We start from the raw sequence: 17,286 nt of genomic DNA on the forward strand, positions 1-17,286 counted from the left end.
CAGCACGATAAAATACCTCTAAATCCCCTGAAGGGGACTTTGTCCAAGCACGAGCAAAGTCCCCTTCAGGGGATTTAGGGGTAATACGGTGTATAAGATTCGATAATGTAAACACAAAGCTGCTCACAACCATGACTCAACGCTTCATCTATTCTGCACTTCTGGGCGTTACGTTACTACTAAGCCCAGCGCTAAAACCACATTTCGCAGAGCCAACGCTCAAAGACGCGTATAAAAACTTTTTTCCAATTGGCGTCGCCGTTGGGCCGCGCAACCTGGTTGGTCCTGAATCGGAGTTGATCCTTCGGCAGTTCAATAGCATGACGGCAGAGAACGCGATGAAAATGGGGCCCATTCACCCTGAGGAAAATACCTACAATTGGAAAGACGCCGATGCCATTGTCGATTTTGCGCAAAAACATGGCCTGAAAGTACGTGGGCACAACCTATGCTGGCATCAACAAACCCCGAAATGGCTGTTTACCGATGCGGAGGGTAAAGCGGTATCGAAGGAGGTTCTCCTGAAGCGACTGAAAGATCATATCACAGCAGTGGTTACGCGCTACAAAGGCAAAATCTACCAGTGGGATGTGGTCAACGAAGCCATCGATGATAACGCTCAGAAGTTTTTGCGGGATTCGCCTTGGTCGCAAATTTGTGGGGAAGAGTTTATTGCCAAAGCCTTCGAGTACGCCCACGAAGCCGATCCCAACGCGCAACTTGTGTATAACGACTACAATACCGAGCGTCCCAGCAAGCGCGACCGGATCTATCAGCTTCTGAAAAAATTAGTCGATGCGAAAGTGCCTATTCATGGTGTAGGTCTGCAAGGGCACTGGTCAATCTATGAGCCGGGCGAGTTAGCTTTAGAGACTGCCATCGATAAATTTTCGTCGTTGGGCTTAAAAGTGCAAATAACTGAGTTGGACGTATCGGTCTATCCCGCGGAGCAGGGCGACCGACGAGCCAAACGCCCTGACGAATCGGATGCGTTCACGCCCGAAATGGAGCAAAAGCAAATGGAACAGTACCGAAACGTGTTCCGTATTTTTCGCGAGAAGAAAAAGGCAATCACGGGCGTAACCTTTTGGAATGTATCGGATAAACACTCCTGGCTGGATACCTATCCCGTTGCAGGCCGGAAGAACTACCCGCTATTATTCGATGCCAATCTGAAACCAAAAAAGGCATATTATGAAGTTGTGAAATTTTAAGCCGCTGTTTCGGGCATCATCAAGACTTCACTTACTTTGGGGGTTTTTCGCTCTCGCTCTAAATTTTTTGTCCACAGAGGCACAGAGAACACAGAGGTATGTATGAATATTGATTTTTAGTTGTTGAATCTCTGTGTTCTCTGTGCCTCTGTGGACAAAAAATTTGGCTGATCACATATCTCTATGACTCGCCCATTCGCTCTACTACTTTTTTGTTGCGTTCTTTCCATTCCACTGTATTGCTGGGGACAAACGAAGCCTAAAAAAGCCCTGTTCGTCATTGTCGATGGGATTCCGGCGGATGTGATTGAAAAGCAACCCACGCCCAATCTTAAAGCGATTGCCAAAGAAGGAAGCTATGCCCGCGCTTATGTCGGCGGACAAAAAAGTACGTATTCCCAAACGCCAACCATTTCGGCGGTGGGGTATAATAGCCTGCTTACTGGTACCTGGGTGAACAAGCACAATGTCTGGGATAACAGCATAAAAGCCCCCAATTATCAGTACTGGACTATATTTCGCTTCTTCGAAAGCCAGTATCCATCCAAGAAAAGCGCCGTATTCTCGACCTGGCTCGACAATCGTACGAAGCTCGTTGGCGAAGATCTTCCCCAAACGGGCCACCTACGAATTGATTATTCGTTCGATGGGCTGGAACATGATACGCTGCTTTATAAGCACGATAAAGAGTCGGAATACATTCATCAGATTGATGAGAAAGTGGTTGATGAAGCCGCCCGCTATATTCAGGACGAAAGCCCGGATTTGTCGTGGATCTATTTGGAATACACCGACGATATGGGGCATAAGTACGGCGATAGCGAGCAATTTTATAAAGCCGTCAAGATCATGGATGAGCAGATGGGGAGAATCTGGAAAGCCATCCAATATCGGCAGAAGACATTCGGCGAAGATTGGCAACTGTTCATCACCACCGACCACGGGCGCAGTGCCGACACGGGTAAAAATCACGGCGGGCAGTCAGACCGCGAACGCGCTACCTGGATAGTGACAAATGCCAAAGATCTGAATAGCCAGTTCAAAAAGAATACTCCGGGCATTGTCGATATTATGCCAACGATAGCTCGTCATTTGCAGATGACGATTCCGAAAGAACAGGCTTTTGAAATCGACGGTGTTCCGTTAACGGGCAAACTCTCAATAACAGAGCCGGTCGTTAAAAAAGAAGGTAGTAAGATTGCGCTGAACTGGAAATCGGTAGAACCAGAAGGAAATGTGAAAGTCTGGATGTCAACCACGAATCACTTCGAAGAAGGCAAGCGCGACGACTACAGATTGCTTGGTGAATTTCCGGTGAAGGCAGAATCGGCTATAGTTGATGTATCGGCCTTTCCCAAAGGGTTCTTCAAAATTGTGCTGGAAGGGCGATATAATCACCTGTCCCGCTGGATTGTTGAGTAAGGTGTAGTACCTTATTTTTGTCATCTCGACGCAAGGAGAGATCTTAAATCACCACCTTGAGATCTCTCCTTGCGTCGAGATGACAAAAAAATCCTACGAATAACCTCAAATCCAATTCTATTGTACTCGTGTCCAGGTTTTGGATTTCCCCAGAAAACTTAGCCCCATTACATAGCCTCGCAAATCAATGGCATTTGGTCCTTTGAGCGATACTTCGCAACTGTAGGTCTTGCCATCTTCGGGGTTATAAATCTCCCCATCGCCCCACTGATTATTGCCTTTGTAGGTTAGGTTGGTCACTAAAACTGCCTGCATGAGCGGACGGTTGCGTAGCTTTTCATCGGGGTTTTCCTTGTCAACTTTAGGCTTATTCGTAACTGGGTCATTAGGCTCCAACATCCAGACCAACTTCCCAAAGTACTTATTCCCATGTTTATAAATCTGGACCTGATTTCTTTTTTTTGAACTAAGCCATTTGCCCAAAATTGCATCGGGATCGTCGGCTTTGGTCACGAATGAAGTCAACGAAATGCAAACGAGCAGAAGCAATGTAGTTAAGCGTAACGGATTCATACGTGAGTGTTTTTTGTATAAACGTATGAAGAGGGGTAATTGTCGATTCCGTAGGAAAATTAATTCACCATAGCTGGGTTACAATGTCTGAATTCGCTTAAATCGTCAATGCATTTCCTTCAGTGATACCCAATATAATCCGGCAAAGAGCATACTGAAAAACACCCCGAAGGAGACGTTCAACGCCCCAAAGCCCGCCAGTATAATGGGCAAGATAAGGCCAACAGCAATGCCTGCTACATAAATCCAGAACCCTATTCGCTGGAGCCGAAACATTAATATAGCACCAATGAGGGTTAACAAGGCGTATATAAATTGGGCAATCGCTAACGACCGAACCTGTACCGGATCGCTGGGCGTGGGCGCATCACCTGCCGATCGGTCTTCAAAGTATTTCTGAGGTTGTTTTTCCTCTTTTGGAGGCTTATTGGTACTTTCTACATAGGTCGTTTCGGATACCGCGTCGGTTTGGAAAAACGACACCCCTGAATCGAATAAACCCCAGGCACAACTGAGAAAGGTGAGAATGCAAAGGAGAGTTAAAAATTGAGAGCGCATAAGTAGTGCGGACATCCTGTCCGCAGGAGAATTTAAACGGACAGGATGTCCGCGTTACGTAGAAACCTTATTTTCGCGGCTGAGTTTGTTAATCAACAACGAAATCCAAATCTGATGACTCTGCAAGAACTAACCGAGCAAACTCGGAACAAAGTTACACATGCCGACAACATCAACGCTACGGTCAAGCTAGTAACTGACCAGGGTGTTGTGTATATCGACGCTACGCAATCGCCCGCGGTTGTCTCAAACGATGATAAACCCGCCGACTGCGAACTGCAGATCAGCCTCGATAACCTCGTTAAACTGAGCACTGGCGACCTCAACCCGATGATGGCTGTGATGATGGGGAAACTCAAAATTAAAGGCGACATGGGTATCGCCATGAAAATGGGGCAGATAATGGGGTAGATTCTAATGAAGAATTATGAGTGATGAATGAAGAGTAAATATGATGAATCAGTAGTAGCGCTAGTTTTTGGACTTACTACATTCACCGTATACGCACGTATTCTTCACTCTTCATTCATAATTCTTCATTATACTATGCCCTCTCGTCGTAAGTTTCTGAAAACCAGTACGCTGGCTGCGGCTACAGCCGTAACTGGGAGTTTTTTCATTGTTCCGCGTCATGTACTGGGCGGAACAGCCGCGGATGGTTCCCGCATTATTGCACCATCCGATAAACTGAATATTGCCGCTGTTGGCTGTGGCGGCAAGGCCGATGTGAATATCCGACTGGCTTACAACAACGGTTCCGACAACTTCGTGGCGCTTTGCGATGTCGATGATCGGCAGGCTAAAAAATTCCGTGCTAAGTTCCCCAATGCTCCCTATTTCCAGGATTACCGCGAGATGTTCGACAAGGCGGGCAAAACGTTCGATGCGGTAATTGTCAGCACCCCCGATCATATGCACGCACCTATCGCCATGGCAGCTATGGCCATGGGCAAGCACGTATACGTCGAGAAACCCCTCACACACGACATTTACGAGGCTCGCATGCTGACCCAGGCTGCCCAAAAATATAAAGTCGTGACCCAGATGGGCAATCAGGGGAGTTCGGGCGATGCCACGCGCATTATCGAAACGGCTATTCAGAACAAAGTAATCGGCCATGTGCACACGGTTTATTGCTGGACAAACCGCCCGGTTTGGCCGCAGGGCGTTAAATCGCCGAAAGAAAAAGGTGAATCGCAGCCCATTCCACCCGAAGTAAACTGGCCGCTTTGGTTGGGAACGGCTCCCACCCGCGACTATCACGAAGCGTACATGCCGACCCGCTGGCGGGGGTATTGGGATTTCGGTACGGGGGCGCTTGGCGATATGGGTTGCCACTTTATGGATGTTCCTTTCCGCGCCCTGAAGCTCAAATATCCAACTTCGGTCGAGTGTAGTGTTGGTTCGGTCTATGCCGATTTCTTCAAAGAAGCGTTTTACGACGATAGTTGCCCGCCCTCGTCGGCCATTCACCTGACATTTCCGTCTGACGATAAGAAAGTCAAAGAGATTAAATTTTCGTGGTTCGATGGCGGTATCCGGCCCCAACTGCCCGAAGGCGTCGACTACAACGATGTATTCCGCGAAATCGACGGCGGTATGTTATTCATCGGTACCAAAGGCATGTTAACGGGCGGCCTGTTCGGCAACGATCCGAAATTATTACCCGCCGATAAGTTTAGTGGAAAAGAATTGCCCGCTCCCGAAAAACCACTGGTAGAGGGTAAAACCGAAGGCCACCAGCAACAATGGGTGAAAGCCTGCAAGCAGGGTTTCGGGGCCTATACATCCTCCTCGTTCGATCAATCGGGCCCGCTTACCGAAACCGTGCTGATGGGCAATCTGGCAACACGTTCCTATCTGGCTCGAGAAGGCGGCAAGTTTACGGGGCGCAAAAAACTGCTGTGGGATGGCGACAACATGAAAATCACCAACTTCGACTACGCTAACCAGTTTGTTAAACGGCAGTATAATGGTGGGTATACGCTGTAGTAATTAGTGGAGTAGGTTGAGTGAGTGAAGTAAGGAACCAGGTTACTCAACGCCTTCACTTACTCCACTCACTCAACCTACTCCCTAACTTCACCACTTCGCCATTTTCCTTAAATAAATGCCTACATTAGTGGTACCTCGATCACTGATGAGACGCTTTCGCCAATTGCTACTACCATTTCTGGGCTGCTGCTTACTGGCTTTCCGCCTGATGGCTCAGCCATTGGGCAATCAGCCGGTGGTTGCTTTGCCTCAACATGATGATCTGGTATCGCTGCGGGGAAGTATAGCTTATTTACACGACTCGACACGTACCCAGACCATTCGCGAGGTTATCCGTCTAGCAACCGGGCCCGCTTTTCAGCCGGTAACATCGCCCGTTCCTAACTTTGGTATTATTACCGGCACAAAACTAGCCGCGCCCATCTGGCTCCGGTTTCGGGTTCAGAATGCTGCTCGGCAGCCGCAGAACTGGCTGACGGAAATAGATTTCTGGTGTTTCGACGAACTTCAGCTCTTTGTGGTCGATGCCCGAAATCAGGTGCTAGCGACCTCACCCGTAATTGGTTGGAAAACACGTGCTGCCCAACGAATTCGCTCCCACCGACATTTCTGGTTTCCGTTCACTATTCCTGCTCAACAGAACGTAACGGTTTATTTACGCGTCCTGAAACACCGGGGTACGCAAATCGTACCCATTGAACTCGTTCGGGAATCGGCTTATGATTCGATCGTGCAGGGAAGCTATTTATTCTGGGGCGGGGTGCTGTTTACGCTGACGTTTGTGGCGTTTATGAGCCTGATTTTTTTCCTGACGACCCTCGATCGCGTTTATTCGAAGTATATCTTTTGTTTGCTGGGTCTGGTCGGGTTCTTCTTTATCAACGATGGGTTCATGAACCAGTTTGCGTTCGACCTGCAATTCTGGATGCCCCGGCAGAATGTGTACTTTCTGTTCCCGCTTATTCTGTTTTACTCGCAGCTAACCTTCGTTCGTACGTTTCTAAACTTGCGGAACACACCCTCACATCGATTGCATCTGGTTGGAACGGGTGTTCTTTGGAGTGGCGTACTGTGTCTGATTGCTTTAACCGCCGAGTGGTTCGTACCGTTGACACCCACGCTGGAGTTGGTTATGATTCGCTTGTTTACGGCGCTCTACTGGTTACCCTTACCGGTTATTGTCGCCTACATTGTGATCAGTATCATCCGACGCTACCATGTGGGCGAAGCCTGGTTGTATTTAATCGCCGTTTTGCCATTTTATTCGCTGAACCTCGCGCTGGTTTTTTCCAATTTTGGCTTACTACCCACCTACGTACCCGTTGCCAATTACGCCTATTATGCACCGGCCGCTTTATTTGAAGTGTTGATGCTAACGATTGGTCTGGCCTATCGCTACAAGATGGATCGTGACCAGACGGAGCGACTCGTAAAGGATAGTATTATCCAGCACCAACGGGCCTATCAGGCCGAAGTACAGACACTAGCGCTAAAAAATAGCTTACTGGTCGAAAAAGAGCGTATTGCCCGCGATCTGCACGATAACGTAGGGGCCCATCTGGCCTTTATTGTGACGAACCTGACGCAGATTAGCGATCAGGCTGAGAAACAATCAGTTAAAGATGGGAAGCAATGGGCCAGTCGCCTGCGGAATATCGTGATGCACACCCGCGAGGCCGTCAAACTCCTGCGCGAAACCATCTGGGCGATTCATCAGGAAAGTTTCACCGTCGAGGAATTTGGTGAGCGACTGGATCAGTACATCAATCGCTATTTCCATGAGGAAGACGGACTGAATGTGGATGTCGTTGTGACAGGTTCACAAACGCAGCGTCTGTCGTCAACGCAGGTCCTGAATCTGTTCCGAATTGTGCAGGAAGCCCTGACCAATGTGGTTAAACATGCGCAGGCAACAACGGCGGCTGTTCAGTTGCAGGTTAGTCCGGGTGGACACATCAACCTACGTATTCATGACAACGGCCGGGGTTTTACCTGGGCCAACGGAACCGTTTCCAGTCAGCATTATGGGATGCAAAATATGCAGACCCGCGCTCAGGAGTTAGGGGGCACCTTCCGGGTTTTCGCTGATAATGGCACAACCGTAGAGGTAGAGGTGTAAAGGATCTATTGGCGGATATTCACGTTGAAGGCACCTTCTGTTAGTGTTCTTTTTACAGCGCCCGAGGCATCATAGGCGGTGAAGCTAAACGTGCCGGTCATGTAGGTCGCCGTTTTCTTGGTAATGGTAATGCTTCCGGTTCCGCCATTTACGGTCGAAAAGTCTTCTTTATTGATGGTCAGAATACCAATGTTGACATCACTCAGCGGATAGGTGCCTTCAGCAGCCGTTGTGGGTAAGGCAAGGGCAACAACATCGCTCGTTTTGCTATCGAGGCCGTAAATCGCGAAGTAACCGTTAGCGCCCGGAAACGTAGCCAGCGCATAGGCATAATCAGGTGCATACGCTTTCCCATCGACCTTTACCTGAAAACCTACCGTGGCTTGAGTAGTGGCTGGACTGGGGACAATATCGTCCGATTTTTTACTACATGAGCTTATGCTAATGGTGCTGATGAGCGTAAGAATAATGACTACGTGAGTGAGTTTCATGATTGATATAGAGCTTTTGGATTTTTGTTCTTTTTGATGAATCAAAGCTACTACATCCAATAGGGGGCCATTGACGAGACTGTGTAGTAGGCGGGTTTGACTTTAAACCCGGCAGAAATGGTGGTACAACTGGCTTAGCCGAAAGACCAGCGACGCTGATCGTGCTGAAAATTTGAGATTGACACGTAACCTTTAGGCAGATGGGGAGTTTCCTGCCAAATACTCAATTATGGCTATCCTTCGATTCGTAGCAACTCTTCTCGGTGTTTTTGCTTGCAGTAGCTTTTTGTATGGGCAGACTGCCCCAACCGATAACGTAGAAACCGTAATCCAGCGCGAAATGAAGGAGCGCCAGATTCCCGGCCTTCAGCTTGCCGTTGTTCAACATGGGCAACTGGTCTTGCTGAAATCATACGGAATGGCCAATCTACAGACCTCGACACCGGTAACGAATCAACGTATTTTCTCGATTAACTCCTGCACTAAAGCCTTCACCGGTATTGCCATTATGCAACTGGTTGAAGAAGGGAAACTAGAGCTTACCGCACCCGTGTCCCGCTATCTCGACAATCTACCTGAAACCTGGCAACCGGTAACGTTATGGCAGTTATTAACACATATTTCGGGGCTGCCAGATGTTAATCAGGTTATCGATACCGACAAAGAAGGTCATGGAACAGCTTTTAATGAGGAAACTATTTGGGCGAAAACGAAAGCTAGACCGATGGATTTTCCGACCGGGGAGCAGTATCGGTATAACCAGACGAACTATGCTTTACTGGGAAAAATCATTGATAAATTGAGTGGAAAGCCGTTTGTTCAGGTGTTTCAGGAGCGTCAGTTTCAGGTGGCGGGTATGCCCGGAACGGTCTTTGGCGATTCCCGCGATGTGATTTTCAACAAAACGCAGTCCTATGGATTCACGACAAAAATTGACGGTCAGGTACTAGCCGAGCCCAAACTCACTAATGCCTTTGAAGAGTTTGCTCCCTTTCGTCGGACGGCCTCGGGGCTGAACAGCACCGCCGAAGATATGGCCCATTGGGTGATAGCGTTGCAACAGGGCAAACTTCTCAAGACAAAGAGCGCCCTCAATACCCTCTGGACACCAGGGACCTATAAAAATGGCTCACCTACTCAGTGGGCCGTTGGTTGGGTAACAAAACCCCGGCCTAAACATCGTGCGGTCATTACAACAGGTGGTGGGCGCTCGGCCTTATTTGTGTATCCTGATGATGATTTGGCCATTGTTGTGTTGACCAATCTGGCAGGTTCTTTTCCGGAAGAATTCATTGATGAGTTAGCGGGCTGCTATAATCCAGACATCCCCGCGGCTGATCCAATCACGGCGCTGCATATGGAATTACGGAAACGGGGCTTTGCAAACGCCATCGACGTTGCGAATGAACTCAAGAAGAAAAATTCCACCTTCAACCCATCAGAAGACGACCTGAACGACTGGGCTTACCGACTCATGGCCAGACGACAACTGCAGGAGGCTCTCGGAATTTTTAAACTCAATGTAAACCTGTACCCCAAAAGCTGGAATGTGTATGACAGCTACGGCGAAGCGCTTCTAAAGAATGGCCAGAAAGACGAAGCCATTGCCATGTACAAAAAGTCGATTGAGCTGAATCCCGATAACCAAAACGGGAAGAGTATGCTGGCGAGAATAAGCAAATAGACTGATAGCACGCTGATGACGCAGATTTTTATGATAAAATAGGATAAAATCAGTGTAAATCATAAAAACCTGCGTCATCAGCGTGCTATCAGTTTACTTTAATTTTCCCGAATTCACGTAAAAATCCGACAGCAGCGATAAAAACTCGTCTTTTCTCCGGCGCGATACTTCGATTTCGGTATTGTCGCTCATCCAGACCTGACCACCGTCGCCTTTTACGTACCGTTTGATGTGTTCGAGGTTAACGATGTTGGATTGGTGAACCCGGAAGAAATAGTAATTATCTAAAATCTCTTCGTACTCCTTCAGCAGTCTCGACACCACAATGGCTGGGCCTTTGACCAGGTGAAATTTGGTGTATGACCCCAGCGATTCACACTGAATAATATCGGTCATCTGCACAAAGTGAATGCCCTCGGCGGTGGGTAACGCAATGCGCTGGTTGTCATTCTTTTTGCGTTCAATCAGCCGCGGACTTTGGGTTGAGTCGAGGTGTTCCTGCAAAATCTGAAGCTGCTGCGGATTCACTCCCGCCACCTGCGATTTGAATTTTTCAACAGCCGACTGTAGCTCGTCGGGGTCGATTGGTTTGAGCAGGTAATCGATAGCGCTGAACCGAAATGCCCGGATAGCAAATTCCTGGTAAGCGGTCGTGAAAATTACCCCGAAATCTACTTTTTCGAAGCTCGCCAGCAAATCGAAGCCAGTTTTTCCCGGCATCTGAATGTCCAGAAAAACTAAATTTGGTTTCTCTTTTTTGATCAACTCGATACCCAAATCTGCGTTTTTTGCTTCGCCAACAATGGTCACCTCTGGGCAGAGGATGCGAAGAAGGTTGGTCAATGCCTCGCGGGCATTTGTCTCGTCGTCAATGAGTACTGCACGAAGTTGGTTCATAACGCTACGCTTTTTCGATGGGAATAGTCATTTTTACCCGCGTTCCGGCGGGGTTATTGTCAATATCAACTAAGTCAATTAGCTCTATTTTAGCTTCCTTGTCTTTTCGTCGGAGCGATTCAAAAATGCCTTTTGTCATTTCCTGTCCGCGCGAGATGTGGCCTTCGGTGCGTGGGGCAAATGCTCGCCCAACACCATTATCCTCAATCGAACAAACAATGTGGTTGTCTTGAATGCAGGCCGAAATTTTCAGCGTTTTAGGTCCTTCTTTCGGCATAAGGCCATGCCAGATTGCATTTTCAACGTAGGGCTGCAGGAGCATAGGCGGTAAATGGGCATCGAGCAGTGTCTCATTGTCTTCGATGTCGAACGAATAACTGAATTCGTGGTTGAAGCGGAACGATTCGATCTCGACATACATCCGCAGGGTATCGATAATCTGCTCGAAGGAAAGGTAGGGGTGGTTCGAGTTTTCCATGATTCGGCGCACCAGCTTGGAAAACTTAGACAAGTACTTTGCTCCCTCAACCCCGCGATTAGTCAGCAAATAACTTTGTACGGAGTTGAGTGAGTTGAACAAAAAATGGGGATTCATCTGCGATTGCAAGGCTTTTAATCGCCATTCGGTTACCTGCAAATCCAGCTTATTTCGTTCGGCGAGGGTGTTCACGCGCCAGCGCATCATGAGTACGATCAGGCCAGCAATTAATAGACCAATGAGGGTTCTGAAAAACCAGGTATTGGTGAAATAAGGCTTTACCGTAAGTTGAATAGCCAGTGGCTTATCACTTTTCAGACCGAAACTGTCGCTGCTGCGTACTCGTAACGTATAGGATCGTGCAGGCAGGTTGGTGAAGGAAACGGTATGCTGGTTGCCCAGATCGACCCAGTTGGGTTCATATCCTTCTAACTGGTAGCTGTATACGTTTTTGGAGGCAGGCTCAAAATTCAGGGTCGAGAAATTCAGCGTGATCGAATTTTCGTCGGGCTGAAGAACAATCTCTTTCGTGAGGTCCTGGTGAAGCATTTTCCCTTTGACCTCCACCGAACTGATGGCGATGTGAGGAATTACCTTAGCGCGACTCAGTGCGTTGATATTGAGTACGTTTATGGTGTTGATATGTCCTAATAGTAACTCATCAGCCCCGTTTTTCAGAAACCCGATCGGGTCGTTGCTGTTTAGCCCTTCAATGGTGGTCAGGTACTTGATCTTTCTGGTGTTGAGATTGGCAATGTGAATGCCCTCGTTGGTACTAAACCAAAGATTTCCCGCTTTATCATCGCAGATATTAGAACAGTACGTATCTGTTAGCTGATCGTGCTGGTAATCAAACGAAGCCAGAATCTTACCCGTCGACGACAGTTTATTGACGCCACCCCAACAGGCCACCAGTATTGATCCTCCTTCTCCACGTTGTAGGGCATTGATACAAAGCCCACTCAGGTTTTTGCCCTTATTTTCGGGTATATCACTGATATTAACAAAGCTGACTCGTTGCTCATCAAAATAGTACAAACCATTTGGGCAGGTAGCCACCCAGATTTTTCCGTCGGTGCCGGCCATAATGGCTTTTATGTAATTGTTCTGGATAAGCTGCTTTCCCACGGATTCGGGCCAGAGTGTCAGCTCTGTATTGGTTACGGGGTCAATAACCCGTAGGCCATCCGTCAAATTGGCGATCCAGAATCGTCCTTTCTGATCCTGTAACCCATCTCTGAATTCGGTGGAGGTAAATAAACGGGACGCCACGGGTAAACTGGAGAAAGTGCCTCTGGTTGTATCACCCACAAACACACCTTTATCGGTGAAGGCTATGGGGTGATTTTGAATCCATCGAATCTGATAGGTAAAGGTACTAACTGGATAAGACCATAACTGGAACTGGTTAGTTAACGGTTGCCAGTTTAGTACGCCTGAGTGCGAGAGGCCTAGCAAAACGTTCTTACCCGGTAGTTGTAACGCGCAGGTTACGTCAACCGGCAAGCGAACGGCGCTGGCGGGTATATCGATGGTACGAATACCCGGATTGCGATATCGGTATTTGATTAATCCTTTGCGGGTACCGATCCAGAGAATCCCATTGTCTTTGTCGTCATACATGACTTTAACATGGATGCCCTTGTTATAAAATTCGGGCAGGTGATACACCTTGTTTTTGTCTGGATAATAGAGACTTAAGCCTTTCTCAGTTCCAATAAACAGGAGCTTGCGCCCATTGGCATCAACAGAGGCCTGACCACAAATGACGTTCTGGTTGGCAAATTCGGTACTCAGGAACGAAAAGGACTGATCTCGTGGAGAGAACCGAACCAATCCAGAATCGAAGCCACCAATCCAGATCGTGCCTTGTGTATCCTGAAAGGCCATTTCAAGGCGAATAGGTCGTTTGTTAGTGGCCTGATTAGCTTCCTGGCCTAACAAACAGGTAAGCCGGTCGTTTTGGCGATCGTATCGATAGAGCCCGATTTCCGAAATGATCCAAAGCTGTCGCTGCTTATCCTCAAAGAATGTAGCATCCTGGTGAATGTTGGCTATTGAGGAAAGGGAATACAAGCGCCGTTTTCTTCGAGCTGGATCATACCGTTTCACCGAGGTATAGTCACCCATCCAGACCTGATTATAGGAGTCGACGAATACCCGTTCGTGCATGTCATTGGTCCGGTCTGCATCCTGAAAATTATTTTGGAGGATTGTTTCGGAGGTCAAGGTTTCGGGGTTAATCGTGCATAGTCCTTTTGTGGAGATTGATGCATAAATCGTCCCCGCAGAATCAGTGGATACGCCGGAACAGTAGCCTAATTTCTCGTTGTCCAGTGTACGAAAAGTATAGCCGTCATAGCGGCAAATGCTCCGACCTGTACCGATCCACAAAAAGCCCTGTTTGTCTTTGGTGATGCACCACACGTCATTGGAGGGCAGTCCTTCTTTAGTGGTGAGGTATTCGAACGTTAGCGTAGGCATTTGTGCCTGCGCTTCCCAACGGGCGGTAAAAACCAGCAGGAACACCAATACATACCGCATACGTTGATGGTAAATAAGATTAACCACAGAGGCACAGAGAACACAGAGTTATCATACCCTTACTCTCTGTGTTCTCTGTGCCTCTGTGGTTAAAGTTTTTAATTCAGATCTTTAACTACTTGTTAGCAAATTACATGATTAGCGTGTAATATTTTCAATGCCGAACTGACTACCGCCCCCCATTGCCCAGCGACCGCGGGCTTTGTTGCCTGTCATGACGTATTCTACCGTTCCAAAGGCCTGACCCGGTCCATAACCGATCACTAGATAGTCACCGCTCATAAAGCCAACGCCATTGTAAACACTATTGGCAACCTGCCACTGCGCCTGAAAAATATCACCCGTTTTTAACAGGGATAGCTTACCGCGATAGGCCCGCCCATCTGGGTTCGTACCAATCAGATCATAGTTGCCATCCCGGCCCGTTAGCGTTTCGGTACCGGTCGCACCATCCAGACCCGATGCAGTCCAGACGCCCTCTATTCGCTGGGTGGCGGTGTTCGTTTTATAGACTATAATGCCGTAGCCGCTGTTCAGGCCATAGCCAACAAATAATTTGCCGTCGGCCAGCAGGCCTAAACCACTGTAATTGCCTGCCGTTGTTGTCCAGTTTACGCCAAATGACTGGCCGACGCGGGAAATAGTAAGGGATCCGTTATAGGATTTGCCGTCGGGTAACTGGGCCTGTTCAATCCGCCAGCTACCATCCTGAGCTAGAAGGGTTTTGGCGGTTATCATGATGAGTAAGGTGAAAAAAGAGGAACGTTTCATTCGCGTAAATGAGGATTGAGTTGATTGAGTTGACGAGCCAAAAGTGGTGCGTATGGCGCGAACGTCTACGTTTGGGCCGACTATTCATCGGTCTCTGGCCGATTGGCTATTAATTTATTCCGGCCAGAGGCCAATGAATAGTCAGCACGAACGTAGACGTTCGCGCTATCAATCATGCTTGTGAGTGCGGCTGTATCAGCGTCTGACGACTCCTGAATTGATCGGATATAGGTTTGCTGACGATTGACCAACCGGGTGCCTGCCAGGAACAAAACAATCATCACGAAGTAGGGAAATAGTGATTTCATAGTCAGGGTTAGCGGCTAAAGAGTTGGACAAGTTTAGACATTGTTGAGTACGTGCGGAGGGATTTGGTGAGTCCGTTCTTCGCATCATCGAGCACGACCTTCCCACTTTCATCCGTCACATATTCGAAAATCGACCCATCTCCGTAGGCATGAACCCGGTATTTGTATAGGAAAATCCAGCACAACGTGCCAATCAGAAACAAAACGCCCGCAAAGCCCAGAATATAAATGGTATCGTTAAGCTGCCGCTGAAAACTACTGGTCAAATAAAACGTGTCACTCCGGGGACTGTAGAGAATGGGGGCTGTTTGGCCTTCAGTCACGGCGGCAAATTCGTCGACGGAAATACCACCCGTTTGCGTTCGTACCAATGACTTGCCTGATGGGTTGGTGAAGCTAACCTCAAGGCTGTTAGCTGTCTTTTTGAGGACAAGCGCCTGGGTAGGAACACCGTTTTGCTGAATATTCTTCAGATCCTGATCGCTGCTGTACCACCAATAGGAGACGATGAGTCCGATAAAGAAAAACAACGAGAACATGCGGAAACCCAGCGTATTATACTTCCGTAGTACAAAGTAATAATAGGCCATCAGAAAGGCGCCGAAGCAGAGTACCTGGAGTTTGTCAGTCATGGTTATGTAGAGGAGATTTTTGCTAAGTCAAACTTAGCTGAATCTGTAACTCTCAAAAGCACAACTGTATAATAGGCGGTGTTCGCCGGAAAAGTGGTGGATTTCGGTTTATCTGTGGATTTTCCTGTGCATGATCTTTAGACAGGATTACAGGATTTTCACTCTGTGGTGTCGGTTACTAATAACCGACACCAAAAAGGTTTCTCAAAACCTATTTTCACACATGAGGTTTTGAGAAACCTCATATGTCTGATTTAAGAATCAGACATCACATTCCGATCTTTTACTGGCTCTAGCTGCAGCGTGTGCTCCCAGAAGCGGATATCGGAACTACTTTGTATCTGAAAAATGAGCCAGAAAACGCCGTATAAGACTATAGCTGGAAAAAGACAATTGAGCAAAACAGCTATTTCGCCAGTCTTGAGAACCTCGGTAATACCAAGAACGGCAAACATCACCAGTGGGAAACCAAACAGGCAAAGCCCAACGATCCAGGCTGTGTGCGGACGCAGACTAAGGGTGACCAGTAGTTTGCCATTGCTTCTTTTATAAGTTCCATCTATGCTTGGACCAAGCCCTTGCTTTTTGATATTACTGCTCGTTTTACGCACCGAAAAACTGTAGGGTGTGAAGCCGCCGTAGTAGGGCTTCTTACTATACAAACTAAAGCCCGTAATTACGTTTTCGGTTAACCGTTGACTGATCTGCTCAGGGGTTAAATCGGTTTGGTACGTGAGTTGACGGAAAGGTAACAGCGCGGCTATCATGGCTTGGGTATTGGATTTCCAGTAAAATCGCTACTGACCAGCTGCTTGAACTGATCAATTCCGTCGGTTGATGTCAACTGGTTGTTCTCCGCTGTCAACCACTGAATAGTAGGGCAACCGTGCAATGTGTTCAAGTCGATAATCTGATTGTCAGATACATCCAGCCGGTCTAGTTTAGTGGATCGTAGATCGCTCATGTCCGACAAGGCGCAGTTTCTTAGGTACAAATCGCCTAGATCCGGAAGTTTTGCCAATAGAGCCAGATTCCTGACCGGATGATTCGACAGGTTAAGGGCCACTACCTTTCCTTTCTGTACACAAATGCCAAATGTATTGGTGACGCTGGACGACTTTGCTGCTTTATCCATGGTCCAGTGTTCGGTGAAAACGGCATCTTCCAGGCTTAGTCCAGCATCATGTGCGATTTGGGCTACAATTGCTTTGTCGCTGACACTTAGCGTTGTGAAATCATAATCGTACTGCCCCGGCCTCGCTCTGCTGTGCCCTAGTTCCATGACGAAGACTAAGGCATAAATGCCTAAGCCAAATGCACAAAACCCCATTGATACCAACGCGCTGAGTTTATGCGCACTGAACCCTTTGAACGCCCACCAGGTGGCCAATAGGTACAACAGACCACAACCTAAGAAAAGCGCTATGCCTGCCCAGTCAGGTATTTTTTTGAAGAGCGAATTCGGGTCTGTCAGGCCGACGGTGAAGCAATACCCTAAAATACCGGTTAAGGCAAGGGAGAGAAGTAAACTGCGAATGGCCATGAGGAGGAATGACTGCTTATAGATGAAATCAATACAATACGCCTGCTCTAGGTATAC

At 47.9% G+C, this 17,286-nt stretch carries 16 protein-coding genes; 6 read left to right on the forward strand and 10 right to left on the reverse strand.

Annotation, left to right across the window (positions count from 1 at the left end; translation table 11 throughout):
* Positions 1-131 precede the first annotated feature (131 nt).
* Together ACYVGO_RS08015 and ACYVGO_RS08020 are read left to right on the forward strand one after the other, a co-directional pair.
* A complete protein-coding gene (locus tag ACYVGO_RS08015; protein WP_460968822.1) occupies positions 132-1,214 on the forward strand; it encodes an endo-1,4-beta-xylanase in 1,083 nt (360 codons plus the stop codon).
* A 183-nt stretch (positions 1,215-1,397) separates the two neighbouring features.
* The gene (locus tag ACYVGO_RS08020) at positions 1,398-2,636 is read left to right on the forward strand and encodes an alkaline phosphatase family protein (protein ID WP_460968823.1); all 1,239 of its coding nucleotides are present in this window, start codon (positions 1,398-1,400) and stop codon (positions 2,634-2,636) included.
* A 117-nt stretch (positions 2,637-2,753) separates the two neighbouring features.
* On the opposite strand, the gene ACYVGO_RS08025 is transcribed toward ACYVGO_RS08020, so the two are convergent.
* On the reverse strand, positions 2,754-3,209 hold the full coding sequence (locus ACYVGO_RS08025) for a DUF2147 domain-containing protein (protein WP_142775781.1): 456 nt from the start codon (positions 3,207-3,209) through the stop codon (positions 2,754-2,756).
* 105 nt (positions 3,210-3,314) lie between these two features.
* Positions 3,315-3,767, reverse strand: coding sequence for a hypothetical protein (locus tag ACYVGO_RS08030; RefSeq protein ID WP_460968824.1), 453 nt, complete (start codon positions 3,765-3,767; stop codon positions 3,315-3,317).
* Between the two features lie 114 nt (positions 3,768-3,881).
* Between ACYVGO_RS08030 and ACYVGO_RS08035 the strand changes: the two genes are divergently transcribed.
* The 3 genes from ACYVGO_RS08035 to ACYVGO_RS08045 all read left to right on the forward strand — a co-directional run bounded on the left by ACYVGO_RS08035 (position 3,882) and on the right by ACYVGO_RS08045 (position 7,881).
* Entirely contained in the window at positions 3,882-4,178 is a 297-nt protein-coding gene (locus tag ACYVGO_RS08035; protein WP_142775779.1) for an SCP2 sterol-binding domain-containing protein, read from the forward strand.
* 135 nt (positions 4,179-4,313) lie between these two features.
* Positions 4,314-5,759, forward strand: coding sequence for a Gfo/Idh/MocA family oxidoreductase (locus ACYVGO_RS08040; protein WP_460968825.1), 1,446 nt, complete (start codon positions 4,314-4,316; stop codon positions 5,757-5,759).
* A gap of 148 nt (positions 5,760-5,907) precedes the next feature.
* Entirely contained in the window at positions 5,908-7,881 is a 1,974-nt protein-coding gene (locus ACYVGO_RS08045; RefSeq protein WP_460968826.1) for a sensor histidine kinase, read from the forward strand.
* Positions 7,882-7,886: 5 nt separating this feature from the next.
* Here ACYVGO_RS08045 and ACYVGO_RS08050 read toward each other — a convergent pair whose 3' ends face one another.
* Positions 7,887-8,372 carry a DUF6252 domain-containing protein gene (locus ACYVGO_RS08050; protein WP_460968827.1) on the reverse strand — a complete coding sequence of 162 codons (486 nt, stop codon included), beginning with the start codon at positions 8,370-8,372 and terminating at the stop codon, positions 7,887-7,889.
* 229 nt (positions 8,373-8,601) lie between these two features.
* On the opposite strand from ACYVGO_RS08050, the gene ACYVGO_RS08055 reads away from it, so the two are divergent.
* Positions 8,602-10,056, forward strand: coding sequence for a serine hydrolase (locus tag ACYVGO_RS08055; RefSeq protein WP_460968828.1), 1,455 nt, complete (start codon positions 8,602-8,604; stop codon positions 10,054-10,056).
* Between the two features lie 93 nt (positions 10,057-10,149).
* Here the strand turns inward: ACYVGO_RS08055 and ACYVGO_RS08060 are convergent, their stop codons facing one another.
* The 7 genes from ACYVGO_RS08060 to ACYVGO_RS08090 all read right to left on the reverse strand — a co-directional run bounded on the left by ACYVGO_RS08060 (position 10,150) and on the right by ACYVGO_RS08090 (position 17,229).
* On the reverse strand, positions 10,150-10,953 hold the full coding sequence (locus ACYVGO_RS08060; protein WP_142775772.1) for a LytR/AlgR family response regulator transcription factor: 804 nt from the start codon (positions 10,951-10,953) through the stop codon (positions 10,150-10,152).
* Positions 10,954-10,957: 4 nt separating this feature from the next.
* On the reverse strand, positions 10,958-13,975 hold the full coding sequence (locus ACYVGO_RS08065; protein ID WP_460968829.1) for a two-component regulator propeller domain-containing protein: 3,018 nt from the start codon (positions 13,973-13,975) through the stop codon (positions 10,958-10,960).
* Between the two features lie 138 nt (positions 13,976-14,113).
* Entirely contained in the window at positions 14,114-14,746 is a 633-nt protein-coding gene (locus ACYVGO_RS08070) for a hypothetical protein (protein WP_460968830.1), read from the reverse strand.
* An 80-nt stretch (positions 14,747-14,826) separates the two neighbouring features.
* Positions 14,827-15,054, reverse strand: a complete 228-nt coding sequence (locus ACYVGO_RS08075; protein WP_460968831.1) for a hypothetical protein — start codon at positions 15,052-15,054, stop codon at positions 14,827-14,829.
* 8 nt (positions 15,055-15,062) lie between these two features.
* Positions 15,063-15,686 carry a hypothetical protein gene (locus ACYVGO_RS08080; protein WP_460968832.1) on the reverse strand — a complete coding sequence of 208 codons (624 nt, stop codon included), beginning with the start codon at positions 15,684-15,686 and terminating at the stop codon, positions 15,063-15,065.
* A 254-nt stretch (positions 15,687-15,940) separates the two neighbouring features.
* Entirely contained in the window at positions 15,941-16,453 is a 513-nt protein-coding gene (locus ACYVGO_RS08085; RefSeq protein ID WP_460968833.1) for a hypothetical protein, read from the reverse strand.
* Positions 16,450-17,229, reverse strand: coding sequence for a hypothetical protein (locus ACYVGO_RS08090; protein WP_460968834.1), 780 nt, complete (start codon positions 17,227-17,229; stop codon positions 16,450-16,452). Before ACYVGO_RS08090 ends, ACYVGO_RS08085 begins: the two co-directional genes overlap by 4 nt.
* Between the last annotated feature and the right edge of the window lie 57 nt (positions 17,230-17,286).

This window comes from Spirosoma migulaei, assembly GCF_054776855.1.